At 43.7% G+C, this 25,979-nt stretch carries 15 protein-coding genes; 3 read left to right on the forward strand and 12 right to left on the reverse strand.

The annotated features are described in order from the left end of the window. Positions 1-165: 165 nt before the first annotated feature. The 10 genes from gyrB to queG form a co-directional block, all read right to left on the reverse strand. A complete protein-coding gene (gene gyrB / locus AC1XUD_RS10660; RefSeq protein ID WP_483360977.1) occupies positions 166-2,121 on the reverse strand; it encodes a DNA topoisomerase (ATP-hydrolyzing) subunit B in 1,956 nt (651 codons plus the stop codon). Between the two features lie 286 nt (positions 2,122-2,407). Further along, positions 2,408-4,057, reverse strand: a complete 1,650-nt coding sequence (locus AC1XUD_RS10665; protein ID WP_483360978.1) for a hypothetical protein — start codon at positions 4,055-4,057, stop codon at positions 2,408-2,410. Between the two features lie 168 nt (positions 4,058-4,225). After that, on the reverse strand, positions 4,226-7,399 hold the full coding sequence (locus AC1XUD_RS10670; RefSeq protein WP_483360979.1) for a PVC-type heme-binding CxxCH protein: 3,174 nt from the start codon (positions 7,397-7,399) through the stop codon (positions 4,226-4,228). Positions 7,400-7,458: 59 nt separating this feature from the next. Continuing rightward, positions 7,459-8,337 (reverse strand): ThuA domain-containing protein, encoded by an 879-nt coding sequence (locus AC1XUD_RS10675; RefSeq protein WP_483360980.1) that lies wholly within the window; start codon positions 8,335-8,337, stop codon positions 7,459-7,461. A gap of 267 nt (positions 8,338-8,604) precedes the next feature. Then, positions 8,605-9,534, reverse strand: a complete 930-nt coding sequence (locus AC1XUD_RS10680; protein ID WP_483360981.1) for a hypothetical protein — start codon at positions 9,532-9,534, stop codon at positions 8,605-8,607. Positions 9,535-9,661: 127 nt separating this feature from the next. After that, a complete protein-coding gene (locus tag AC1XUD_RS10685; RefSeq protein ID WP_483360982.1) occupies positions 9,662-10,978 on the reverse strand; it encodes a vanadium-dependent haloperoxidase in 1,317 nt (438 codons plus the stop codon). Next, complete coding sequence (locus AC1XUD_RS10690) at positions 10,978-14,283, reverse strand: VCBS repeat-containing protein (RefSeq protein WP_483360983.1); 3,306 nt, start codon at positions 14,281-14,283, stop codon at positions 10,978-10,980. Before AC1XUD_RS10690 ends, AC1XUD_RS10685 begins: the two co-directional genes overlap by 1 nt. Before the next feature lie 141 nt (positions 14,284-14,424). Continuing rightward, complete coding sequence (locus tag AC1XUD_RS10695; protein ID WP_483360984.1) at positions 14,425-16,107, reverse strand: arylsulfatase; 1,683 nt, start codon at positions 16,105-16,107, stop codon at positions 14,425-14,427. A gap of 227 nt (positions 16,108-16,334) precedes the next feature. Then, positions 16,335-16,748, reverse strand: coding sequence for a DUF1761 domain-containing protein (locus AC1XUD_RS10700; protein WP_483360985.1), 414 nt, complete (start codon positions 16,746-16,748; stop codon positions 16,335-16,337). A 49-nt stretch (positions 16,749-16,797) separates the two neighbouring features. Next, positions 16,798-17,766 (reverse strand): tRNA epoxyqueuosine(34) reductase QueG, encoded by a 969-nt coding sequence (queG, locus tag AC1XUD_RS10705; RefSeq protein WP_483360986.1) that lies wholly within the window; start codon positions 17,764-17,766, stop codon positions 16,798-16,800. Positions 17,767-17,878: 112 nt separating this feature from the next. On the opposite strand from queG, the gene AC1XUD_RS10710 reads away from it, so the two are divergent. The 3 genes from AC1XUD_RS10710 (at position 17,879) to AC1XUD_RS10720 (ending at position 21,171) form a co-directional block, all read left to right on the forward strand. Beyond that, positions 17,879-18,454 (forward strand): nucleotide exchange factor GrpE, encoded by a 576-nt coding sequence (locus AC1XUD_RS10710; protein ID WP_483360987.1) that lies wholly within the window; start codon positions 17,879-17,881, stop codon positions 18,452-18,454. Between the two features lie 236 nt (positions 18,455-18,690). After that, positions 18,691-19,857 carry a molecular chaperone DnaJ gene (gene dnaJ / locus AC1XUD_RS10715; RefSeq protein ID WP_483360988.1) on the forward strand — a complete coding sequence of 389 codons (1,167 nt, stop codon included), beginning with the start codon at positions 18,691-18,693 and terminating at the stop codon, positions 19,855-19,857. Between the two features lie 132 nt (positions 19,858-19,989). Continuing rightward, on the forward strand, positions 19,990-21,171 hold the full coding sequence (locus AC1XUD_RS10720; RefSeq protein WP_483360989.1) for an endonuclease/exonuclease/phosphatase family protein: 1,182 nt from the start codon (positions 19,990-19,992) through the stop codon (positions 21,169-21,171). 227 nt (positions 21,172-21,398) lie between these two features. On the opposite strand, the gene AC1XUD_RS10725 is transcribed toward AC1XUD_RS10720, so the two are convergent. Then, the gene (locus AC1XUD_RS10725) at positions 21,399-24,371 is read right to left on the reverse strand and encodes a glycosyltransferase family 117 protein (RefSeq protein WP_483360990.1); all 2,973 of its coding nucleotides are present in this window, start codon (positions 24,369-24,371) and stop codon (positions 21,399-21,401) included. Positions 24,372-24,576: 205 nt separating this feature from the next. Then, positions 24,577-25,896, reverse strand: coding sequence for an ABC transporter permease (locus AC1XUD_RS10730; protein ID WP_483360991.1), 1,320 nt, complete (start codon positions 25,894-25,896; stop codon positions 24,577-24,579). Between the last annotated feature and the right edge of the window lie 83 nt (positions 25,897-25,979).

The following is a 25,979-nucleotide window of genomic DNA, read 5'->3' on the forward strand; positions in this document are numbered from 1 at the left end:
GCTATTAGCTTTTCAGTTATTAGTTGAATAAAAATTCAACGAAGATTACCATAATATCTTATTAACTGATGTCCTATATATTAACAAAATCGGACCTCAGCAAAAAAAACGGATGACTGCAAATTGCGGCCATCCGTAGTTGTATTTCAAACAGATAGCTATCGGCTACACATCTACCCTCGCATATTTTGCATTCTTTTCAATAAACTCCCGTCGAGGAGCCACTTCGTCGCCCATCAGCATCGAAAACAAGTGATCCGCTTCCGCAGCTGATTCTACTGTTACTTGTTTAAGACTTCTTTTCTCCGGGTTCATGGTTGTATCCCATAGCTGCTCTGCATTCATTTCTCCCAAACCTTTGTAGCGCTGAACGTTAACTGACTCCTCACGCCCTCCACCAATTTCTTTGATGGCAGCCTCACGCTGTGCCTCGGTCCAGCAATATCTTTCTTCACGACCTTTCTTAACAAGATACAAAGGTGGCTGAGCAATGTATATATACCCTTCGTCAATCAATATTTTCATATATCTGAAGAAGAACGTCAGAATCAAAGTACGAATGTGACTACCGTCGATATCCGCATCCGTCATGATTACGATCTTGTGGTAACGTAATTTGTCAATATTCAACGCACGTTCATCACCATCTTTTCCGATCTGAACACCCATTGCGGTGAACATATTCTTGATCTCCTCATTTTCATATATACGGTACTCCTGCGCTTTTTCGACGTTAAGAATTTTACCTCTCAACGGTAAAATAGCCTGAAACGCACGGTTACGGCCCTGTTTGGCAGTTCCGCCCGCCGAGTCCCCTTCGACAAGATATAGCTCGCAGATAGCAGGGTCAGTTTCAGAACAGTCAGAAAGCTTACCAGGAAGGCCGGTACCCGTCAGGATATTCTTACGTTGCACCATCTCACGCGCCTTTTTGGCTGCAATACGTGCTTTTGCTGCAAGAATAACTTTATCTATAATAACTCTCGCTTCCTTTGGATGCTCCGCCAGATAAGTATCCAGCATTTCCGCCACAATCTGGCTTACAACGCTAACTACTTCCGAGTTACCTAATTTCGTTTTGGTCTGACCCTCAAATTGTGGTTCGGCTACTTTAACCGAAATAACGGCGGTAAGCCCTTCACGGAAGTCATCACCACTGATCTCGATCTTCTCTTTCGCCAACACACCCGATTTCTCAGCGTAGCTTTTCAATGTTCTTGTCAAGGCTGCTCTGAAACCCTGAACGTGCGTACCACCTTCAATGGTGTTGATATTATTTACATATGAAAATACATTTTCGCTATACGAAGTGTTGTACATCATAGCGATCTCCACAGGAACGGAACCTTTTGTATTCTCCATGTAAATCGGATCAGGAATCAATGCCTGGCGAGTTCCCTCGAGATACAGAACAAACTCGTTTAATCCAATTTCAGAATAGAACTCTTCTCCGCGGAACACGCCATTTTCATCCTCCTCACGTTTGTCTTCCAGCGTAATTCTGATGCCCTTATTCAAATATGACAGTTCCCGTAACCGAGTGGCCACAGTTTCATATTTGTACTCGGTAACAGTGAAGATTGTCGCGTCCGGCTTGAAGTGGATAAACGTTCCCGTTTTGTCCGAGTCGCCGATGACACGTACCGGATACAAAGGCTTACCTTCGCTGTATTCCTGTTCAAATATTTTTCCTTCTCTGTGGATCTCAACCCGAAGGTGTATTGAAAGCGCATTCACGCAGGATACCCCTACTCCGTGCAGACCCCCCGAAACCTTATATGTGTCTTTATCAAACTTACCACCCGCATGAAGCACGGTAAGCACCACTTCCAATGCAGATTTCTTTTCTTTTGCCATAATGCCTGTGGGGATACCACGGCCATTATCCTGCACTGTAATGGAATTGTTTTTTTCGATAGTTACATTGATTGTGTCGCAGTAACCCGCCATCGCCTCATCAATAGAGTTATCAACAACCTCCCAAATCAAGTGATGAACCCCTTTAAAACCAGTATCTCCAATGTACATCGCCGGACGCTTACGTACGGCCTCTAAACCTTCAAGTACCTGGATATTATCAGCTGAATAATTACTTACTTCTAATGTTGTTTCGTTTGACATACAGTTTGCTTTACTCTTAAGAAAAACAGCCCACAAAGGGTCATTTCAACACGTAAAGATACGTCTTTTTTTGCTCGTTTCCTTGCTTATGACAAATTATACTTAACTGAGAATGTGCTATAGTATTTTTTGTCAAAATCAGTCGTTCATATGCTAATTATCACCCCTGATTTTACTGTGTGAATTAGTCAGATCTGAAAAATACGGGTTGGTAGTTAAACGTATCAGACATATAACGCAGTGATTTTCTGTTATTATCCGAACTCATCAAAATTTCGATTTGCGGTCACAAATTAGAGATCAGATAATCCTTTCTTACCCAGGAGAATTTTCCGTCATACTGAAGACCGATGCGATAATATCCGTTGGGCAAATTTTCATGCAAGAAGTCAACGGTAAATCCGGGGGTATACCATCCCTCTCCGACAAGAAAACTCTTGATTCCATTGCGCTTCCGCCTCGTCGCGTGTACGAATGTATCACGATCGGATACGAAGTAAACATACACATCCTTTCCCACCAGGGAGTTGCTCGAAATAGTACCTATTTTCGGGTGGGTTATCGTGCCGGAATTATCGAGGCGTAAGGTAGTATCCGAAATGCTGACTTCATTCGGATTTGTTTGAACGGTATCTGACGGTGCCAGAAAAGGCGATCCGTTCCTGACACAAATCCCCTCCTTAATCGCATCACGGTAGGTATCGTGGATATTCGAGTTGAATGATTTCTCATACATCAGAAAAACCTCCTGATTATTCCAGTTCTCGCTGTCTGCAAAAAGGGCGTTTCTTCGATAGACAATGTCTTCATGGTATTTAAAATAGCAAATCAGGTTAAATGTTATTCCGCCGAGAATTGCCACCAATGCCACTGATTTCCTGAACCGAAGGGGAATATTCTTTATCAAAATAATGTAAACCAGGCAGAAGACAAACGGCGAATAGTGTATGTACCGTGGTGCCAGGATGCTCTCTATACCTGACCAACTCCTTGATATACAAACGAGGCTAGCAGTAATGATCAGGAACATAAAGATCATCATGAAGAACTTCTCCGACGAATGCAGGGGTCGATCATACTTGACAAATGCATATGTCTTCCTGATCAGGTAAGTAGCGGTGATCGACATCAGGATAAAACCTGTTACGGAGGCAAAATAGGGGTTTGGGCTTATTGCTTTTGACACCCCGCCAAAAAATGCAAAGAAGGATGCAATCAGGCGAACGGGGTCGCCCAGGCTGGCAGCGAAATTGGAATTCTGACCCGATTTGAACTTCCAAAAATAGGCTACACAGACTATGAGCCATGTCAGGCTCCAAATACCTACCTGCTTCCAGTTCCTCTCAAATACACCGATCATTAAGATACCCAATGGAAAACTCAGGATACCGTTGCCGTGCGTAAATGTGGCAACGAGACACACGAACAACGCCTTTTTATAATTTTTCCGGGAAAGCAGATAAGCTAACAGTACATAAATCGCGACAATTACAGACTGCTGGAGTATGCTGATCGCCCATGTAACATTGTCATAGTATTGCGGCTGAAGCAATATGAAGGGAACCGGCAAAAACATCCACGGTTTGCGACCAAACGATGCAAAGATCCTCCATAAAAAATACAGGATAGAAACCCACAATAAATTACCAAAAAGGATCAAACCGGGCCAGTTTATATGGCCATTCAACACATAATTGAAATAAGTCAGCAGGCGCGGAACAATAATACGGTGTTCATTATGCTGATCATATAACAGCATGAATTTACCCCATATACTGGGTTCCTGCTTAGCCCAAAGGATAGTCTTTAAAAGGTGAAAGTCATCTGCCAGAAACAGTGGCGAGGAATTATACCAGGAATAAATCAGGTAGGTTATAACCGGTATTAATGCAATAAAATAAATTGGGAAATCTGGAAGGATAAACGTTTTTTTCATTCTTAATCTTAGTGTGTAGTGATTTGTAATATCAGCTACCAAATAATCGAACAAAACATGTGACGGCTCAAATGGTATTGGTCACCGTCACATGTTTTGTTTTTTATTCGACCACAATGATTAGAACAAAAAAGTTATGTTCAAATGTTTTTGACAAAAAAAGTTAAATTACTTCTTATCTAGTGGGTGTTCTTTCAGAATTTGCTCAGAAGTATAAAAGTCCTTTTTCGCCTGAGTTGCTGCTCTCACCTGCTTCACTTTCTCAGCAGAGACCACTCCGCCGTTGTTGCCAAATGAGTTTTTAACATAGGTTAAAACAGCCGCAACTTCTTCATCGTTGAGCAAACCACCGAACGGGGTCATCGGAACCTGCCCAGGGTATTTAACACCCTTCACCTCAATTGGCCCCATCAGTCCTTTCAAGACCAATTTAATAAGTCGCTCGTCGTTGTTCAATACCCACTCGCTACCTGTTAGCGGCGGGAAGCCGGATGCAGTAAGACCTTTACCGTCGGCCTGGTGACAGGTGGTGCAATATCCTTCAATGGCATAGATTGCTTTTCCTTTGTTAAACGACTCGAGATCCTTTCCTTTCAGTGTAGAAGTGGCCACTTTCTCTTTTTCACTTTTTACATTTTCCCCATTTAAATGCGCAACTGCCGTCTCATATGCGTTGACCATCCAGTCATCCAAAGGCTTTTTAGCCGCTTCTGCCAAAACAGGCAGGCCCTTCTCCTTCCCGATCCAAGACGCTGCGACAATCGCAGCCAAACGCACACGTGTATTTTCGTCCTGAGCCGCCTGCATTAGCAATGCCGCCTGATCAGGAACCTGGTGGCCAGTATATCTTACGACGTTCACTGCTGCAGCACGTGCGTGGTAATCTTTCGCTTTCAAGACTTGCTTCAACAGTTGCTGATCCACTTTATCCATACCCCATGTTACCCACAAAGCTTCCAATAAATTGTGCTCATATCTTGGGTCCTTTTTATCAAGCTGCAGGGCCCAGCTTTTGGTTTTTGATAAAACCTGGGCTTTATCTCTGCCTCTCAGCTCACGGCGGGTTCGGTACCTTGTTCTGTACTCTGGCAGTTTAAGGTTTTCAAGCAATTGTTCGATACTTGCACCATCGATAGTTGCAGGTTTAACCAGCGGACGCGAAGGATAAGTGATGCGATATACACGTCCGTGCGAGTGATCTCTCAAAGGGTCACGTGCGTTGTGCTGCATATGGCCGATCAGGATATTGTGCCAGTCGATGATATACAGTGAGCCGTCAGGAGCAAATTCCATATCTACCGGACGGAAGTTTTTGTCTTCGCTTACCAGCAAATCCATGCGATGCTTGCTTTTATAACCCGTTCCATCGTCTACCAAAGTATGTTGTTTTGTACCCAAAAATCCAATGGTATTGTTGATCAGGAAATCGCCCTGATACTCCTCAGGAAAATGGCGGCTTGAGACAAACTCCAAACCTGACGTTGGGCGTACACGGTGGGCTTCCTCTACCAATTGCTTCGACTTATGCGTTGCTTGTCCATATCTCGGTAACACACTCCCTGGCATCATCCAGCGAACATCCGGACTTGACGTCTCCGCAAAAAACGGTTGTCCCCAGTCGTCGAACGCAATACCCCATGGGTTCGGAATTGACAATTGAGCTGTCCTTTCCAGCTTGTGCAATTGAGGGGAATATCTATAAAAACCACCGTTGGTTGCCCGCACCGTTCCATACGGAGTTTCCACGTTGGTATGAAGAAATACTCCTTCTCCGGAATAAATCGCACCGGATGCATCAACAGTAAATGCATGGCTGTTATGGTGTGTATCATGGTCATCAAAACCGCTTAGCAATACCTCTTTTTTATCCGCTTTTCCGTCACCATCGCTATCAATCAGCAAGTCGAAATTGGTACCCTGTGAAAGATATACCCCCTCCTTGGCAATTTCAAAACCAATCGGAAGATGTAGTCCGTCAGCAAAAACTGTTTGCTTGTCAGCTTTACCATCTCCATTTGTATCTTCCAGAATAATAATCTTATCGTTCGGTTTGGAATCGCCCGGTTTGTAATGCGGGTAGCTCGGCATAGTTGCTATCCATAGCCTTCCTTTATTGTCAAAGGACATTTGCATTGGTTTTGCCAAATCCGGAAATTCCTCCTCCGACGCAAAAAGTTCGATCTTAAAGCCCTCAGGAACCTTGAGTTTTGCGAGGGCATCTTTTCCATACAAATAAGTCAGACTCCCGTTCTTATCAGGATTGAAGTTCGTTTTTACGGATGGCAAAATCAACGTGTTTTTGTCAGCAGCAGCAAGATCCTTCTTTTCACCTTTCGATGCAGCCAACCACACTGCTGTATCACGGATCGCGGTCATTTGCCTGATCTTTTCGATTTCAGCTGGATAATTGTCTTGTCCAAATGGGTTATATCGACGACCATAAACGTGTACCCCGTTTGGAATTTTATAGTCGTTGTGCCACATCCAGTTTTTTTCATTCACGGCAGCCCGAATCAAATCCTTTCTGGATGCCGCCTTTTCAGGAGCTTTGCCAAAAATCTGATCCGTAAGTAGCAAACTCAGCTTTTTATACCCCTCCTCATTCAGTTGGGAACCATCGATAGTAAGGTATGGTGTGCTCTCTTCGTACCATTTCCTTGACGGAGTAAATGCGTCCACAAAAACTACGTTGTTTTTCGCACAAACTTCCTTCATGCCATTCATGTACAATTCCAGATTGATATTCTCTTTCTTGCCATCCGGAAGATCATACTTAGCTGTCAGATCTTCGAAAGCGATCGGAGAAACGATCGCCAGTTGCGGAGTACTGGCTCCGTTATATACCTGATTCAGCGTATACTTGATGAAAGCGTCCAACTCAGCTTTGTAATTTTCCAGCCCTTCTTTGCCCTGGAACGACTCACTATACCCGAACATGCCAATAATGACATCCGCTTTTAGCCTGGTCAGCCACTGATCCGGATAGTCGAAGTGCCCTTCGCTGGCCGATTTATTTGCGAACACTGTCTGAAATTTCTCGGCTCCCGGAAATGCCCAGGGTGTATTTCTGCTGGCGTGCGGCCTGAATCCGGGGGTATCACCGCCGTCACACATGTTTCTGATAAATAACAAGCTGTCGGGGTATCGTGTGTGCAATTCGGTTTCGAAATAACCGTAATGCATCATCCTGGAGCCCAGGTTGCCACCAATCAATGCGATACTCCTTCCTTTCTTTATTTGCAGCGTTTCGGGTTTTACAAATTTAAAGGCTGTAAAAGCCACAACAGAAAATCCCAGCACCATAGCCAGGATATAAAAACTGTTTTTTGCAGGTTTAGACATTTGCGGATTATTTAAAGAAATAGAAAAGTCAAAAATGGATAATGGAATGAGGAGAGCGATTACTTCGCAACGCGGTAAGGTACCTGGATATCAATTTTCCCCTTCCATTGTTTCGGAACCTTCATGCCCAGCTCTACATGAATAGCATTCACGATCAGTCGCTGAAAAGATTCTACTTGAAAGTCTTCCGGATGACCCATCGTAGTCATAAAAACCTTTCCTCCGAAACTATTAACTCCCGTCCAGGCCACTGGATTTTCGATTGCCGCCTTGTCAGGATTGACAGATTTCCCCATTAAAAGCCATGTTGAGCCTTTAGTCGGATAATCCGGCAAGACTCTGTAAAGCCATGATCTTACGTGGAAAGACGGATCAACGCCTGTCAAAATTGGATTTTTAGCTTGATCGGGGATTACAGAAACGTCTGTACTGCTGTTATGACCATAATGCGTGTGCTTGGCTGCGCCACCCCATCCCGGAGGGGCATTTAACGCAAATTCGCCGAATGCATTCCACTTTTCGCTCGGATCTCCTTTGGGAAAATTGAAAGCGTGGGTAGTGGTTCGGAAACCCATAACAGGCTTCCCTGTTTTGAGATATGCCTCGATGTGGGCAAGCTGGTCGGCAGGAAGTTGGCGCCATCTGAGGTAAAACACGACCAGATCTGCATCCTTTAATATCTCAAGACCTGGGATATTCTTTTCGCTATTATGATCGGGATATGCCTTGAGCACAACAGTGCGCATGCCATAGTTTTTTTCCAGATCTTTCGCCAGAATCGGAAGTGTTTCTTCTCCGCTATACTCATGATCGCCAGTGACGAAAACAATAAGCGGTTTCTTTTTTGAGTTGCCTTTGTCAGGCATTGAATCATTGGAGAAAGCAAGGCTCGCGAAAGTCAATACAAGAGCCAATGCTCTCAGAATGTGAGTGCGCATACGTAAATTTTGGTTTAGGAATTGGGTGAATGCAGGAGTGAGATTTCCGTAAGTACGGTTCGACAATTTGTCAGAACAAAATCTCAAGAGAATATCACAACTGAATCTATTAGATTAAGACTCGAATGTGCATTTTCTCCCTTAGTCAAACGGGCATTTCACCAAAAAAGATATTGTTTATGCCCGGGAAGACCAAATTTCCACGCTTTCTTAATTTACAAAATCAGATGAATCATGATGAGAGCGACTTCAATTGCACACAAAAAGTTAACGGAACGTCAGGCCCAGCGTCAGGGAGACGCGGGTCAGATCTTTGAAATGATCATATGAAAGCTCAATCTCCTCTTCACGACCTCTAACCGTTTGTTTGAGTTTGTAGGCGGTACTCAAAAAACAAGCCCCGGTAAGACTAATTGCAAATTTCTTGCTCAACTGATGTGAAACTCCGACAGACACGCCCCAACCCATAGTTTTGGCCGAAAGACGGGTATCAACACTGTCGCGGACTGCCTTATTTTTATATGGCTGATATCCGAGCCAGAAGCCGGTTATCAATTCGTTTTTTTCATTTTTTAGTTTAGTGTGATAAACCACTGAAGCACCTGTAAACGAGATCCGTATATCATCTTTGTTATATTGATTCATGGCTCCCCTGGACATATACATATCGTACCTCATGCCAACGCCAATTTTGTTCCATCTTAGAAAGTATATTTCTGTTCCAAAAGCCGTACCAGATTTGAGATCCTTGATATATTCCAGCTCAGCCTGTGTTGAATTGATTTGCGGCCGTGCTAAGCGATATCCCAGCCCACCGTAAAAGTTGAAACGCCAGTAATGGGGGCGGGAAATTTTGACAACAATTGAATCAAGAAACGCTACACTATCAGGTTCTGCCATCGGAATGGTATCCCGGGGTGCCGAAACAATCTGTGATGTTGAAACTTTAAGTGGCGTGTCTGTAGAGGTCTCCGCTTTTTTGAGGTAAAAGTCAATGATGATGCCGCTGATCATGCTTTTGCTCATTTCCCATTCCGCACCTCCTTTTTTGACATCCGTGAAACGAACCGAAATACTATCCTGCCTGATTACTTTCCCCTGAATCGAATCACCTTTGACGGTGACGATCAGATCCTGGCCATAAGAAAAACCAGCCATCGATAACAAAAGCGCAAGAAATATATAAGTCCTGATCACGTAATAAATATCCTGTTAGAAGATTTCAGCCGTCGAATTGTGTCCATGTTTTTTCAATTGGCAACCGAAAAGCGAACGCTAAATTAGAAAAGAATATCCCACGAACAAGACGAACCTACGCTTGTTATCAGTATTTCAAAGGCTTGATACCCACACTGCTCACTTTTTTGACAATAAATTCACCCAACTTCTTACCTTGAATTTGTCCTTGCTCAATCGCGTCACGGTAATGAATTCCGCCATATAATCTGGAAATTGCAGCTTCTTCTGCTGCTGATTTGAAAGATTTGAACTCACGGGTGGGCAGCTCGAATATTACTTCCGTATCATCTCTGAAAGCAAAATTATCTCCGAGCAAGTAGGTTAGCATTTCAGCCGCCGCCGTCGAAATCACGCTGTGTCCGCTGGTATATTCAGGAAAAGGCGGTGTTTGAAGCAAAGGCTGCCAACGCGAATCGATCAGGCGGTTAATCACCGTTTCCGGCCGCACGCGACTGCTCCTGTATTTCTCGTCCCAACAACTGATAAAGCTGTCCATCAGTGTAATAGCAACTAATGTGTGCACTAAAATTCCCTCATCCACATCCAATTTCGCTTTGCTGGTCGCAATTCCAGTGATATTCATCCAATGCCCGCCCGGACTGATCTTTTTAAAACCGATCGACATATGGCCCGAAGTATTGATTGCAAAAGGGTTACAGTCCCAATATGACGCGATGAATCGTTTCTCGTCCGTTAATTCGTTTCCTTCCTTATACACTTCATAAGTGAGTTTGTAAAATAGGCTTGACGTATCCGCACTATATGCAATTGGAGGAGCGGGAGCAAACTGCGTACAGGTATCGATCGCCATCGGCCTGATCGTCCGCCAATTAGGCTCAATCCCTTCCATATATCCGGGAGGAGTTGGATACCAATATGCCTCTCCTTTTTTTGGACGATATCGTAAACGGGTGCTCAGTTTCAAATAATTATCGCTTGCGGCATATGCGGCAATCTTTTTGGCGACCTCCTCCGCAACACTTACGGACGCGTCAATTTCGGCCTGACCATATCCCTCACGCAACAACGCAATAATAAGCTTTTTTTCATCTTCCTCTAGTATATATCCCGAAGGCAGGATCACTCTCCCTGTTTCAAGAATTGAATATAAAGCTGCGATCTGGTAGTTATAATTTTTTCCTGGTTCAACCTGGATCGGCAACATGCTTTTGATAAACCGACCTGGAGCCACCATTTTTTTATTTCCCTGAGAAACAATCTCATATGCACCAAGCATGCAATATGTATAAAATCTGCTCGCAGCTGGTGGGTTTACTACGTCATGAATCATGACCATCGTGGCAGCGAATACGGCAGGTTGCAAATGTTTATTTAAAGGCTCTTTTTTTTGAGCGAACAGCTTTACCGAAATCAACAAAAAGAGCCCGATGATATACTTCATTATTTGTATTGATAAAATTGAAATGGCAGGTTAAAGGAGCCTATCAGGAGCGCTTTCTTTCCATTTTCTTTTAACTCAAGCACCGATTTGACGTCACCCTGAACGGAAAGCCCGGAGTGAACCTGATCCATATATTCGAATTTCCCATCACTGCTGCCTTTCAGCAGACAACCAAAATTTGCGTCCATACTTCCTAGTTTCAAACGGTTATCGGACTTATTACCTAACAAAAGCAAATCCTTTTTCCCATCCTGATCATAGTCGTCGTAAGTGATATGTGTTACTGGTGCAAACTGAGCCTGGAGCGGCAATATCGTTTTCTCAAATTTGCCATTTTTGCTCAAAAAACAGACTGTTCTCGCCTCTGTCATTTCTCTTTTCTCCGCCCCATCCAATTGTTCATCTGGTATTATGGCATGAATATCGGCTTCGGCATAATCCTTATATGAAGTAAATTTTTTACGCATCGGGAACATCTGATCGTTCAACTCGTCGCGACTGACGAATGGATACGATTTGCCTTGAACATAAAAGCAAAAGAAGGGGTCCAGCGATCCGTTCTTATCAAAATCAGCAAAATATAAGGTTGCAGGCTCTTCGCGGGAGACTTTGATTTGCGTATTGAGCCCCATATTTCCACCCACAATATCCAGCATTCCATCGCCATTGAGATCTTCAACCAATATCGTGTTCCAAAAGCCTGATTCATCTTCGTTGAAAAATTGTAATGTCTTATCAACAAATCCAATCGCCGTGTTCAGAAAAATTTTGACGGCCATATATTCTCCACAAAGAACCAGATCCGTTCTACCATCGCGATCCATATCCACCCATTTTGCATCGGTAATCATTCCCAGTTTAGAAAAAGGTGTTTGTTTAACACTGAACAACCCTTTGCCCTTATTGACCAATAGAAATGATTGAGGTGTTTCAGGATATTGGCCCGGAACCACCCTCCCACCCACAAAAAGATCCATATCACCATCCTTGTCAAAATCAGCAGCACGAACGCACGACTTGCTACTAGCCTTCATATTAGGAAGTGACAACACAGCCAGATTCAAATTCCCTTTTCCATCACTAAGATATATTTCGTCCTGTAGTGAAAAAGTGTTGGGTTCAAACATGGAATATCCACCCTTGGCCACATATAAATCCTGATATCCATCCCCATTCGCATCGAAAAAAAGAGCAGCAGAAGTGGCAGAAACGTTTTCATCACCGATTGCAAAACCCGGTTTGGGCTCGAAGGTCCCATCCTTTTTCTGAATCCATATCGTAGCCTGCTTATCCTCATCACCCGAAATGAACAGATCGGTAAGTCCGTCCTTGTTCACATCTCCTTTTACAATCACGGGCCCCGTTTGAGAATACATCGATAACATCAAAGGCTGTCTTTTGAAATCGTTTTCATCAAAACCATTATGGCTATATGTAATCGGGAAAGTGGCTTTCGAAAAAATTGACTCAGGCCTTTCATCAATCGTTTTTGCCGCATTTCCTGCACCCTCAGATTTTTCAATGATCAATCGCTGGTTTGGCTTGATTTCCTTTAGTACTTGTACCGCGCCATCGGGCCAGGTAATGGTAATCGCGTCAAGATCCCCTTTCCAATCACCCAATCCAAAATGCAACGTCAGCGGCAGACTCGACAAATATCCCCGGCTCGGACTCACTTCCTGATATTGCTTTTTGCCCTTACTGGTTAACAACACCTTCGCCCCGATTGCATTATGGTTGCCCGATTTTTGAGTCAGTTTAACCTGAATATAAGGCAGCTTGTTGAGTTCGCTGGTTTTGTTCTGGTAAATAAATGCCGGATCATTGATATTATTTACGACCAAATCCAGATCGCCATCATTATCAAGATCAGCATATACTGCACCACTGGAAACTGAACCTTCGGGCATACCCCAGGTTTCCTGCATTTGGGTGAAAGTCAAGTCTTTATTGTTCCTGAAAATATAGTTTGCAAGTCGCGTGGAAGGCATCGCATTGACCAAATCCATCAGTTGAGTAGGCTTTTTGTCCACCGCGCGCCGAATCTTGTAATCGCCCCAGTATCGCAGAAAGTCTTTGTTGGTGTAATCCCGATAATAGCCGTTACTGACGAAAAGGTCTTTAAAACCATCGTTGTCAAAATCAGCAAAAAGCGGAGTCCAGCTCCAATCCGTATTCGAAACACCGGAAACCTGAGCTATTTCGCTGAAAGTGCCGTCGCCGTTGTTGAGTTGCAGCATATTACGCATATACTGTTTGTACAAATTCTGGCTCATCATGAGATCGAAAGCCTCATAATTTTCCTGAAGCTGCAAAAGCTTTTGACGACGGTTATCTTCAGGAAGCATGTCCAGCGACATGACATCCGGCAATCCGTCATTATTAAAATCGCCAATGTCAATACCCATTGAAAACTGCGCCAGGTGCCGGAAACACTTTTGAGAATCTTCACGAAAAGTGCCGTTTCCATTGTTGATATATAGGTAATCAGGCTCGTTGTAGTCGTTCGTTACATATATATCCTGCCAGCCGTCCATATTAATATCCGCCACTGCAATGCCCAAACCGAACGTCAACGGAAATTGATTGATACCCACTTTTTGGGTTACATCAACAAAATGATTGCTCTGATTTTCAAAAAATTTATTGCCGGCGAGTGCGTCAGTCTGTGTTCTGAACTTGGCAAGTTCCATGTTATCAATTTTCTTGATCGTATGGTTTAGCAGCATCATATCCAGATCTCCATCTTTGTCGTAATCGAAAAAGGCTGCCTGCGTACTGTAACTGACATTATCAAGACCGTATGCAGCGGCCTGCTCCACAAACCTGACATTTCCTTTGCTTACTCCCTGATTGATAAACAGCTCATTTTTGCGCCTCTCATCCTCTACTTTGCCTGAATAACAAATGTAGATATCCAAAAGCCCGTCACCATTTACGTCGGCCATCGTCACCCCGGTTTTCCATCCATCCTTCCGTCCTTCCAAACCTTTCGCCGCCGCGGTGGTGATATCCTTAAATCTCATCCCGCCCTGATTGAGATACAGCTTATTTTCAGACATATTCGCAGTAAAAAACAGATCGTCGAGACCGTCGTTATTCACGTCGCCAACTGCAACGCCGCCGCCATTGTAGAAGTATTCATAAGCCATGATATTGAGGTTCTCATTGTCGTCGATCGTATTGACGAACCCTATACCCGTATGCTTGGCCGGAAGAAGTTCAAAAATCTTATTCTGCGCAAACACCTCGTTCGGGCAAAAGAAAATCAAACTTAGAAGAAATCCTGCGTAATGTTTTTTCATTTGACCGTTTTGGCGTTGAGAAGGTCCGGTTGCAAAAAATAAAAAAACTTCAACCAATTGGTGAAGTTAAAAACAATACGATTTTATGAAAAATACGAAGAAAAAGTAAAAGATTTTTTACCCGTTTTTGTTTAAATATCCTCAGGGTTTCGGAAATACCTCATGTTCGTCCGCCCATTTCTTCCAGAGTGTTTTCAGACCAGCTACTTTTTCCGGATAAGCTTTCGCTAAATCGCGTGTCTCGGTTCTGTCTTTGGCCAAATCATACAAATGCCAGACGGTATCGGCTGCCGCCACCAGCTTCCAGTTTCCGGATCGCACATATCGTGCTCCGAAGTGTTCATTAAACAATTGCTGATGCCCTTCTGATTTTCCCTTAAAACTGGCCACCAGACTCTCGCCTGATGAAGGTATTATTTTATGTCCATTAAAACTTTCAGGATACTTTGCTTCTGATATCTCACAAAAGGTTTTCATGAAATCCATAACATGACCGACCTGTGGACTGAAACTCCCCTTTTTTGCAGAAATTCCTTTCGGCCAGAATGCAATCATCGGAGTATGCACGCCGCCTTCGTAAGACTGTGCCTTCCAGTATCTATATGGGGTATTGGAAACACTCGCCCAATCCGGACCGATGGAGGTATATGAGGTTTGAGGGCCTGGAATCGCTTGTTTTTTGGTTGCATATACTATTTTTTTGCCATCGCGGGTTTCACTTGGCCGATCAAATCCCGGTCCGTAGTTGGCGCAATTCTCCGAGCTTGCTCCATTGTCGGAGAGGAAAATAATGAGTGTGTTCTCCAGCTGTCCATTTTTACGAAGCGCTTCAATTAACCTCCCAATCCCCTGGTCCATCCGATCGATCATCGCTGCGTGAACCGCCATTGCTTCCGCATCCCACTTTTGATCAGGATTGTTCTTCCACTTTTGTTCCAAATCAGGCGTTTCCGGCAGCGGTGATGTGTTTTTAATAATCAAACCCTGTTCCAGCTGCCGCGCATATCTCTTGTCTTGAATTGCTTTCCATCCATGTTTATAGGTTTCCTTATATTTAGCAATATCCTCAGGCAAAGCCATTAGCGGCCAATGTGGCGCATTATGAGCCAGATACATAAAAAATGGTTTGTCACTTTTCGCAAACTGATTGACATAAGAAACGGCCGTATCACTGAGGGCATCAGTATGGTAATAGTCTTTCGGGACATTTTTTACCGGATCCGCACCATTTACTAAACTGAAGGGGTCAAAAAAATCGACCACGCCCCATAGCGTGCCAAAAAATTTGTCAAAGCCACGTTTCGTGGGATATTGTTCTTTTGGAGAAAAATTACCGAAATCTTTCTGGTGATTCAGCCAGGCCAGCTGATCTCCTTTGTCCTTTTGAGCTAATGTATTGGAAACGTGCCATTTCCCGACCATGGCAGTAGCGTATCCGGCGGTTTTCAAAACCTCCGCCAAAGTCACGGCATTGGGTGTGATATGGCCCTGATATCCTGGCTGCCCCTCAGAATCCGTCATTTTCCCGATACCCGCCTGATGATTGTAGAGCCCTGTCAACAGGGCGGCTCTGGTTGGACAACATCGGGAAGCGTTATAGAAATTTTGATATCGAATACCGTTAAAGGCGAGGTAGTCCAAATTAGGCGTTTTGATTTCTCCACCATATGATCCCAAATCCGAAAACCCCAAATCATCTGCGAGGATCAGAATGATATTAGGGCGTATGTTCGCTTGTATATTTTTATCAGACGTTGTTCTGGAAAGCCCTAAACTTATCACCGCCAATGCCACACATCCCAATATCAGTAATCCTTTGTTCATAATGCCTACTCAAAAAATATCCCCGGACCGGGGATTTGAATGATTTGATACACCATTAAAGGAATTTGGAACGGGCTTTTACTTTTTGCTCTGAGTTTTGCACGCAAAGCAATGGAATGCAAGCAAAGCTCGCCGTGATTTTAAATCGAATAATTTGAGCTCTTCGTATTTAATTTCTGGTGCTTTGAGTGATATTCTATGATGATTCGCCTTAAAGCCGCATCATACTATTCAAACTTTTTCCAAAGACCAATGATAGCACCGCTGATTGCATAAGTTATCGCACTCACCGAGCCGTTAATGATGGACAGAAGCACGGGCTTGAAAGTGAATAAATCTTTCACAGCACCCTCGAAACCAACGAATACCAAGCCAAAAAGACCACCGGTGAGGAAGCCGGCCAACAAGGTTCTGATAGGTATTTTGGTGAAAATCCATGCCATGGTATACATAGAAAATGAAGCGGAAACTATACTGGCCAGATAAGGTGCCGGACTTTCGCCCGCCCTGGCCTGTTCCATCGTCAGATTATTGAGAGATAACCAGATGTCCGAAAAGTATCCATACCATAGTGCGGGGATGATCTGACAAATTACAACACACACCAGAACAGCCCATAAATTTACTGCATGCTTTCTCATTTATTCGTATTGTTATACTAACCAAATAATCAGCGAGCAAAATATGATATTATTGTGAATTAATAGTACTATCGATATCCGTTTTTATGAAAGAAATATTTCTCTTCAGTCCATCAAATTTTGCCCGCTTGATAGGTGATCGTCTGAACATTTCTGAAAATAGTTCCTGGGTAATCTCTTCCCAATCCGAATTGGAGAAACCACTCAATTGATCTGATAACGCAAACTCGGGCGTTTTATTAGGCTTTGAGAATCTATTCCATGGGCACACATCCTGGCATATATCGCATCCGAACATCCAATTCTCGAATTTTCCACGGGCTTCCTGCGGTATTGCATCCTTTAATTCAATGGTGTAATAGCTGATACATTTGCTGCCGTCAACGACGTAAGGCGCTGTAATTGAATCAGTTGGACATGCATCTACGCAGCGGGTACATGTGCCACAGTAATCCCGAACAGCGGTATCTGGCTCCAACTCAAGATCGCAGATAATTTCTCCGATAAAAAAGAAACTCCCCATGTCCCGGTTCAGCAAATTTGAGTGTTTGCCGACCCATCCCAGTCCGCTTTTTGCAGCCCACACTTTATCCATAACCGGTGCAGAATCCACGAAAATACGACCGGAAATTTCCCCGATTTCATCTCTGATACTCGCCAAAAGTGTGGCGAGTTTGTCTTTTAAAACATAGTGATAATCGACCCCATATGCGTACTTCGATATTTTAAGGTCATCAGGACCTTCAGGCAGTCGTTTTTCCGGATAATAGTTTAGCAAGACAGATATGACACTCTTTGCTCCTTCAACCAATTTGCCCGGGTCCAGTCGTTTGTCAAAATGATTGGCCATATAGCCCATCGCACCGTGATGGTTTTTATTCAGCCATTTCTCCAGCCTGGGTGCTTCTTCTTCAAGAAATTCTGCTTTGGATATTCCACAAAAATCGAATCCCGCCTCCACCGCAAGTGCTTTAACCCGAACGCTCCTGTCCCTCTTTACGATGTCCTGTGTTGTCATATTACAAAGTTACAAATAACAAGATAAATGCCATCTTGTCAGCCTTTGATATTCTGGCAAAGTAATTTTGTAAGGAGCCCCTGTAATAATGATTCCCAAATACAGGTTAATTATGCCGGAAAATACAGAATTCAACATAGACAAAGAGGAAAACGAAGCAGAATTGGTTGAAGGTACTGACACAGTGACTTCTGACAATGGTGACAACGTGGAGGCTTCGGACGCACAGGAGGTAAAAGATCCCATCGAATCGTATAAAGCAGAGATTGCTGAGTTAAAAGATAAATATTTGAGGCTTTACGCGGATTTCGAGAATTTCAGACGTAGAACTTCAAAAGAAAAACTGGAAATGATCGCGGGTGCTGGTTCGGATACTGTGAAAGCTATACTTCCTATTGTAGATGATTTTGAAAGAGCAAAAGCTTCATTCGACAATAGTACTGATATCGATGCGCTTCGTGAAGGGGTGGATTTGATATATACTAAACTGGTGAAAACTCTGGAAGCCAAAGGTTTAAAGCCAATGGTGTCAAAAGGAGAAACTTTTGATGCAGAACTCCATGAGTCAATCGCGCAGTTCCCTGCTCCCTCAGAAGATCTGAAGGGAAAAGTGGTGGATGAAATCGAAAAAGGGTATTTCCTGAACGATAAGGTGATCAGGTTTGCGAAGGTGATTGTCGGGGCGTAGCTGTTAGTGTTTAGGGGTTAGTATTCAGGATCCCGAATATATTCGCTAATTGCGTTATAAGAATATATCAGTAAAGTATTTGGTTTAGCGACCAACAAAATTAAAAAGCGCCTCTGTCCGCCAAGCAATTGGAGTACAGAGGTTTATATATAATAGATTAAGATGTCTGATTTGGTGAAGGAGTGAAAGCTCTTGATTACCAAGCTTTCATAGAACTATACGTTTGACCAAACAAGATGGCTAAGAAAAGAGATTATTACGAGGTATTAGGAGTTGACCGTGGCGCAACGGCCGACGAAATCAAAAAGTCATACAGGAAACTTGCCATTAAGTTTCACCCAGACAAAAACCCGGACGACCCGACTGCGGAAGACAAATTCAAAGAAGCAGCGGAAGCCTACAGTGTTCTGAGCGACGATAACAAACGTCAGCGGTACAACCAGTTTGGCCATGCTGGAGTTGGTGGAGCTGCCGGTGCAGGAGCAGGTGGTTTTGGCGGCGGATTTTCTATGGATGATATATTCTCTCAATTCGGAGATATTTTCGGAGATAGCAGTCCTTTTGGAGACATTTTTGGACGCGCTGGCGGCGGCGCGGGTGGCCGTCGCGTGAGAAAAGGTTCTGACCTTCGGATTAAACTAAAGCTTAATCTAGAAGAGATCGCGAATGGCGTTGAAAAGAAAATTAAGGTTAAAAGACATGTGAGCTGTACCACTTGTGGTGGTAATGGTGCGAAACATGGCACTTCTCTAACCAACTGTAATTCCTGTAACGGAACAGGCCAGGTTCGGAAAGTTGTAAGCACCATGCTTGGTCAAATGGTTTCGACGAGCACTTGTCCAACTTGTAATGGGGACGGAAAAATCATCAGTGAAAGATGTGATTCATGTGCCGGAGAAGGACGTTTGTTACAAGACGATCTGATCACGCTCAATATTCCTGGCGGAGTTGCAGAAGGTATGCAGCTTTCGATGTCAAGCAAAGGAAATGTGCCCCCACGTGGTGGAGTTGCAGGGGACCTTTTGATCGTCATTGAGGAAGAAGAAGATCCGAATTTGAAGCGTGATGGTAACAATGTCGTTTTCGATATGCACCTGAGCTTTATCGATGCCGCTTTGGGAACCTCAACAGAGATACCGACGATCGACGGAAAGGCGAGAATCACGATCGACGCTGGAACGCAAGCTGGCAAAATCCTGAGATTGAAAGGAAAGGGCATCAAGGATATTAATGGATATGGAAAAGGCGATCAGCTGGTGCATATCAATGTGTGGACACCACAACAGTTGACCTCAGATGAGCGCCAAACGCTTGAATCGCTGAGACAAGCTCCTAATTTCCAGCCAAAACCTGGTAAGAACGAGAAAGGATTTTTTGATAAAATGAAAGATTTCTTTCATTGAGATTGAAAAGTAAAACTATCATAATATGGGCCGTCACCGAAAGTGGCGGCTTTTTTACATATTGGTCTTTTGAAACTACTAAATCTTAAATTTGCAGCTAATCACAACATCCTCATTGAACACTATAATTCTATGAAAAAAATATTTCTGATGATCTCCATATGCTGCACGTTTCAGTCATATGCTCAAAATAGCAAAAGTATGAATGAGCTCACCGTGGCTACTTATAACGTTAGTATGGAAGCCGAAAACTATGTTCCGAGAGGTACGAAAGGAATTTCAGAACAAATTCTGAGTAAAGAGCTCATGTCCGGAACTAACGCTCAGATTATCAACATTGCGAAAATTATTCAGACTGTAAGACCGGACGTGATTGTTCTGAATGAATTTGACTATATCCCTGATCCTGAAAAAGGAGTGAAGGCCTTTGTTAAAAACTATCTGTCCAAAGATCAGAATGGTTCGAAGGCGATTGAATATCCTTATTTCTATTATTCAACTGTCAACACCGGGCAGCCGTCGCCATACGACCTGGACAATAATGGAAAAGCCGAACAGTATGGAGCCGATGCTTGGGGATTTGGGTTGTATCCGGGGCAATATGGAATGATGATGCTTTCCAAATATCCGATTCAAACGACCGATATCCGTACTTTCCAGCATTTTAAATGGAAGGACATGCCAGGTGCCTTGAGTACCAAAAAAGCCGATGGAAGCGATTGGTATTCGAAAGAAGCCTGGGAACAGCTTCCGCTGTCTTCTAAATCTCATTGGGACGTCCCTATTACTGTCAATGGCAAAGCGGTGCACTTTCTCGTAAGTCATCCTACTCCACCCTCCTTTGATGGCGCCGAAGATCGTAATGGCAAGAGAAATCACGACGAAATCCGTTTTTGGGCAGACTACATCAATCCGTCGCAGGCAGGTTATATCTATGACGACAAAGGTAAAAAGGGTGGCCTGGCTGAAAACAACCGATTCGTTATCATGGGTGATCAGAACGCTTCTCCAGTTGAAGGAAATGCGATTACCGATGGCATTAAGCTACTATTGAACGATCCCAAAATCAATTCAGAAAAAGTACCGGCAAGTGGAGGCGGAGCAGCACACACGCCCAATAACCCAAATGCATTGAACCATACGGCTTTTTGGCGTATGAGGGCAGATTATGTATTGCCTTCCAGATTTGGTTTTCAAGTTGTAGACAATGGTGTTTTCTGGCCTGCACCGGGCGAACCGATGGCTGATTTGGTAGAAAAACGAGAATCCAGTTCAGATCATAGGTTGGTTTGGGCGAAACTTAAAGTGGATTAGCGATTAGCGATTAGCGATTAGCGATTAGCGGTTAGCGGTTAGCGGTTAGCGGTTAGCGGTTAGCGGTTAGCGGTTAGCGGTTAGCGGTTAGCGGTTAGCGGTTACAAGAAAACGGCCGGGTAGGATCATCTACTCGGCCGTTTTGGTTTTCTTTAAAAATAAAGTCTAAAATCTAAGTTCAGGCACCATTTGCTAAAAGCTAAAACCTAATAGCTAGTAGCCAACAGCTATTGCCCGCCGTACATATTAAACGCCGCGAGATGCTTCTGGAAAATGGTTTCGTATTTCTTGGCAGCGGCTTCCTGTTTTGCTTCTCTGTTTTCCTGAACAATGGTCTGGAGGATATAAAGATAAACATTCGCGTCACGGCGTTTCGTGGTTCCATTGTCTTTGGCCCAAGTCAAAACTTCGTCAGCGCGAGTCGCCATCGTTTCTGATACCTGCAATGCGGTTTTGGTTTCACCCAATTCAAACAAGGGTCCGATAAAGCTGGCAGATATCTGATCGTATGGAATACTCTTATCAGGCATTATAGCCATCGCTTTGTTAATAGCTTTCTTAGCCTCATCCTTGCGCCCTTCAGACATCAGCTGGCCTGCTAATCTCAAGAATGCTATACGTGCGGTGAATACCGGAGAACCCAGGTAAGTATTATCGTAATACACTTTCGGATTATCCAATTCCCGCCAGAACATCTTGTTCATCATGTTTTTATACATGATATCTGAGTTCACATATCCGTCGGTTGCACCCTGCACTTTTACGGGAAGCAAGCGATATGCATATCCTTCCAGCTGCATATATTCCTTCAGACTCAAATAGCTTGATCCACCCAAAGTTGAGGAGAAGTATATTGGCCTCTTCCAGTCGTTTGTCGCAATAATGTCAAGCATGATCAGATCTGACTTATACAAATCACCTTTTCCAATCGTCCAGCTCAATGAATCGCTCATGTAAGGGATTAAATCACTTTTGATGATATTCATTTTCTTAACCGCATCCACATCCACAGGAAGGAATAGCACGGACGAAGGCAAGATCGATGTCATATCGCCACTGGTTAGTGGAACTTGGATCGCCTTGTTTTCCTGCTTTACCAAACCTAGATATTCCTTCAAATTGATACCACTTTTTACACTTGGCACTTCATAAAAAGGAACAATATCGTTTTTACCAAAAGCATAATTTTCTTTCTCAAGCGAAATCGGTAGTGCTTCTGATAAGTATGTTTTACGTTTCATCTGGTCGATATACCAGTCGGTGCCCAGCAAACTCAGGTTACAAACCCGCACGTCGGTCCTAAAACCTTCTACTTCCTGAACATACCACAACGGGAAAGTATCATTATCCCCTCCTGTGAAAAGTATGGCGTTTGGCGCACAGGAGTTCAGTAAGTTTTTCGCAAAATCAACTGAATGGTAACGGTTATCGCGGTTGTGGTTATCCCAACCTTTGAAACCCATAATCGCCGGGACGACCAGGGCGATTGCCGTCGCTGCAAAGGCTGCTGTTTTAGCATCGGAGAAGACTCTTTTCAATCCGTCGGCAATAGCTACAACTCCCATTCCAATCCACATACAGAAGATATAGAATGAACCCACGTAAATATAATCACGCTCTCTCGGTTCAGTTGGCGGTGAATTCAGATATACAACCAAAGCAACTCCTGTCAGAAAAAACAACAGACCCAATACCAGCATATCCTTCTGTCTTCTTGTATACTGAACGACAAGTCCTAATAGACCCAATACGAACGGCAACATAAAGAAATTATCGTGCGCCTTATTGTTCGCGATCGGTTCAGGATATTTCTTAAATGCATCCCACGGTAGCATATTTCCTGCCCCTTCTTCATCACTTTCACGACCCACGAAATTCCATAGGAAATATCGCCAGTACATATGCCCGATTTGATAAGAGAACATAAAGGAGAGGTTGTCCCCCATTGTTGGCTTTTGCCCTTCTACCAGACCTGTCATTTGACGATATAGTTCCGGATGCCCACCTTGAGTGCTGTACATACGAGGCAACAGCATATTCATGCCTGGTTCATACTCATACTCAGGACGATAGTCATAAATTACATATTTTCCACCCTGCTTGCGATACATAGGTGCACCTCTTTTCTGGCTGATCGGTCTCGATACGAACGTTGGTCCGTATAACAAAGGACGGCTGCCATATTGCTCTCTTTTCAGGTAAGATACAAAGCTTAGTACGTCGTTTGGATTGTTCTCATTGATCGGCGGGTTGTATTCCGCTCTTACCAACACCATCAGGTAGCAGGCATATCCTATCAATACGAATGCAAGCGACAAGAGGCCAGTGTTCAATAACACATTTTGTTTCTTATGGGCATATCTGATTCCCCAGATCAACGCACCAAGGAAGAGGATGATAAAGAATATCACACCTGAACGGAAAGGCAATCCCAGCGTATTGACGAAGAAAATTTCAAACGTGCCCGCCATACTTGGAAGGCCAGGGATGATACCCGAGTTGATAATTGCCAGTATGATTAATCCCCCTACAAACGCTGCAACCCCACCCCATATCGAGTGCTTATTATATTTCTTGAAGTAATATACCAACGCCAAGGCCGGAATAGTCACCAAGTTCAGCAAATGGACACCGATTGACAAACCAACAAGATAAGCGATAAAAATCAGCCATCTGTTTTCAGCCGCCGGATCTTCAATTCGTTCCCATTTGAATACAGCCCATATTACAATCGCGGTAAAGAAAGACGACATTCCATATACTTCCGCTTCCACAGCCGAAAACCAGAATGAGTCCGACCAGGTATATGCTAATGCACCAACTACGCCTGAACCGATCAGCAAAGCGATATCGCCAGATGTCAGCTCTTCGTCAGTTTTTCCGATGAATTTACGAACCAGTAACGTGATCGTCCAGAAAAGGAACAAGATCGTCAATGCGCTGCTCAATACCGAAACCATATTGATCCAATAAGCGACATTGGTAAGGTCTCCAAATGCAAAAAGGGAGAATAAACGACCTATCAGAAGAAAAAACGGTGCGCCCGGAGGGTGCGGAACCTGAAGCTTGAATGCACAGGCAATGAACTCCCCACAATCCCAAAAGCTGGCGGTACGTTCGACGGTAAGTGCATAAGTGATAAATGAAATTGCGAATACAATCCAACCCGCAAGGTTGTTGGAACGATTAAAACGGGTCATTTTAAGTAATATAAGTTGTAAAGGTGAACTTCGAAAAGAGCATCGATTTATACACTCAATGGAGCACACATACCTATGGTCGGGGCAAAATTAGCAAAATAACGCCAACGGCAAGTTTAAGCCGCTCTTAAAAAACGTTAATTCAGGAGTTTTGTCTGTCAGATGTTACAAAAATTCCGTATTCGAAACCGTACTTTTTGGACGACTATTTATAAAATATCCACTTCGCAAGCTCCTTGTATGTCACCTTTTTACCGTACATCAGAATACCAACGCGATATATTCTGGAAGCTACCCAAATGGTCCCTGCAAATCCGAAGACAAGCAATACCATTGACAAAACCAGCTCCCACACTGGTACACCAAAAGGAATTCTTACCATCATCACAATTGGTGAGGTGAGTGGGATAATGGATGTCCAGAATGCCAGGCCGCCGTCAGGATCTCTGAGTACAAACTGGGCAAAAACGAAGGAAAATATGATGGGCATCGTGATCGGAAACATGAATTGTTGCGTGTCGGCATCATTATCAACCGCCGCTCCAACGGCTCCGAAGAGCGCGCTATAAAGCAAATATCCACCAATGAAGTAGAACAGGAAGCATCCAATAATCAACGGGATATTAAGACTATTCACAGCTCCGAGGATTTCACCCACCGGATTGTTGTTTCCATTCGCTTTCATGGCGGCTTCCGCTGCCTGCATTCTGTCGGCACCCTGCACAATATTTTTGGTATCTGCTGGCAATTTATCTGCAATGAAACTTGAAGCAGCACTGCTAATACCGACAGTCAGCAGAATCCACAACAGAAACTGGGTTAATCCAACGAGCGCGACACCGATAATTTTCCCCATCATCAGTTGATATGGCCGAACGGAAGAAATGATCACTTCCACAATCCGGTTGGTCTTTTCTTCGGTAATCCCCCTCATCACCTGCGTTCCATATATCAAAACCGACAGGTATATCAAAAACCCGCATATCGTCCCAATCGCAGTGGCAGCTCCCGAGCTGCTTTTCTTCTCCCCTTCTGCACTCAAGCTAATGGTTTCCGAACTGACGTTAACTCTCGAATCCTCCAATATCTGATGTGTAATACCGGCCCGCGAAAGTTTAATATCCTCTATTTGTTTCTCAATCGTTTTTTCAATATCCGATTTGAGTTCCATGCTCACATTCTTCGCCGCGTAAATTTTTACTCCCTTAGGCTGTTCAATGACATTTTTAGGAATAAACACAAGCGCATTGGCTCCGCTGGCTGTAAATCCTGTTTTAGCCTTTTCTAAATCAGTGTCCGGATAAACAAACTTAATGGACTCTGAATCTTTGAATTCTGATTTAAACAAGCCGCTTTCGTCGATGACCTGAACTGTTTTAGTATCCACAGACCCTACCGCGATCCATATTACCGCCGCATAGAATCCGGCAAAAAGTAATGGCCCCAGAAAAGTCATGATCAAAAACGACCTTTTCTTCACTCTGACCAGGTATTCTCTTTTTATGACTAGAAATATGTTGCGCATTTTCTTAGCTGTTAGGTATTAGATTTTTTGATTTAAACGCAGAGTCAGGGGAGTTAGACGCGGAGCTTCGCTGAGTTTCTTCC

The organism is Dyadobacter sp. HNCC25DJ184, assembly GCF_056895215.1.

Bases quoted from the DNA above. Each gene is read 5' to 3' on its own strand.
- gyrB (WP_483360977.1), bottom strand. From the start codon at position 2,121: ATGTCAAACGAAACAACATTAGAAGTAAGTAATTATTCAGCTGATAAT.
- AC1XUD_RS10665 (WP_483360978.1), bottom strand. From the start codon at position 4,057: ATGAAAAAAACGTTTATCCTTCCAGATTTCCCAATTTATTTTATTGCA.
- AC1XUD_RS10670 (WP_483360979.1), bottom strand. From the start codon at position 7,399: ATGTCTAAACCTGCAAAAAACAGTTTTTATATCCTGGCTATGGTGCTG.
- AC1XUD_RS10675 (WP_483360980.1), bottom strand. From the start codon at position 8,337: ATGCGCACTCACATTCTGAGAGCATTGGCTCTTGTATTGACTTTCGCG.
- AC1XUD_RS10685 (WP_483360982.1), bottom strand. From the start codon at position 10,978: ATGAAGTATATCATCGGGCTCTTTTTGTTGATTTCGGTAAAGCTGTTC.
- AC1XUD_RS10690 (WP_483360983.1), bottom strand. From the start codon at position 14,283: ATGAAAAAACATTACGCAGGATTTCTTCTAAGTTTGATTTTCTTTTGC.
- AC1XUD_RS10695 (WP_483360984.1), bottom strand. From the start codon at position 16,107: ATGAACAAAGGATTACTGATATTGGGATGTGTGGCATTGGCGGTGATA.
- AC1XUD_RS10700 (WP_483360985.1), bottom strand. From the start codon at position 16,748: ATGAGAAAGCATGCAGTAAATTTATGGGCTGTTCTGGTGTGTGTTGTA.
- queG (WP_483360986.1), bottom strand. From the start codon at position 17,766: ATGACAACACAGGACATCGTAAAGAGGGACAGGAGCGTTCGGGTTAAA.
- AC1XUD_RS10710 (WP_483360987.1), top strand. From the start codon at position 17,879: ATGCCGGAAAATACAGAATTCAACATAGACAAAGAGGAAAACGAAGCA.
- dnaJ (WP_483360988.1), top strand. From the start codon at position 18,691: ATGGCTAAGAAAAGAGATTATTACGAGGTATTAGGAGTTGACCGTGGC.
- AC1XUD_RS10720 (WP_483360989.1), top strand. From the start codon at position 19,990: ATGAAAAAAATATTTCTGATGATCTCCATATGCTGCACGTTTCAGTCA.
- AC1XUD_RS10725 (WP_483360990.1), bottom strand. From the start codon at position 24,371: ATGACCCGTTTTAATCGTTCCAACAACCTTGCGGGTTGGATTGTATTC.
- AC1XUD_RS10730 (WP_483360991.1), bottom strand. From the start codon at position 25,896: ATGCGCAACATATTTCTAGTCATAAAAAGAGAATACCTGGTCAGAGTG.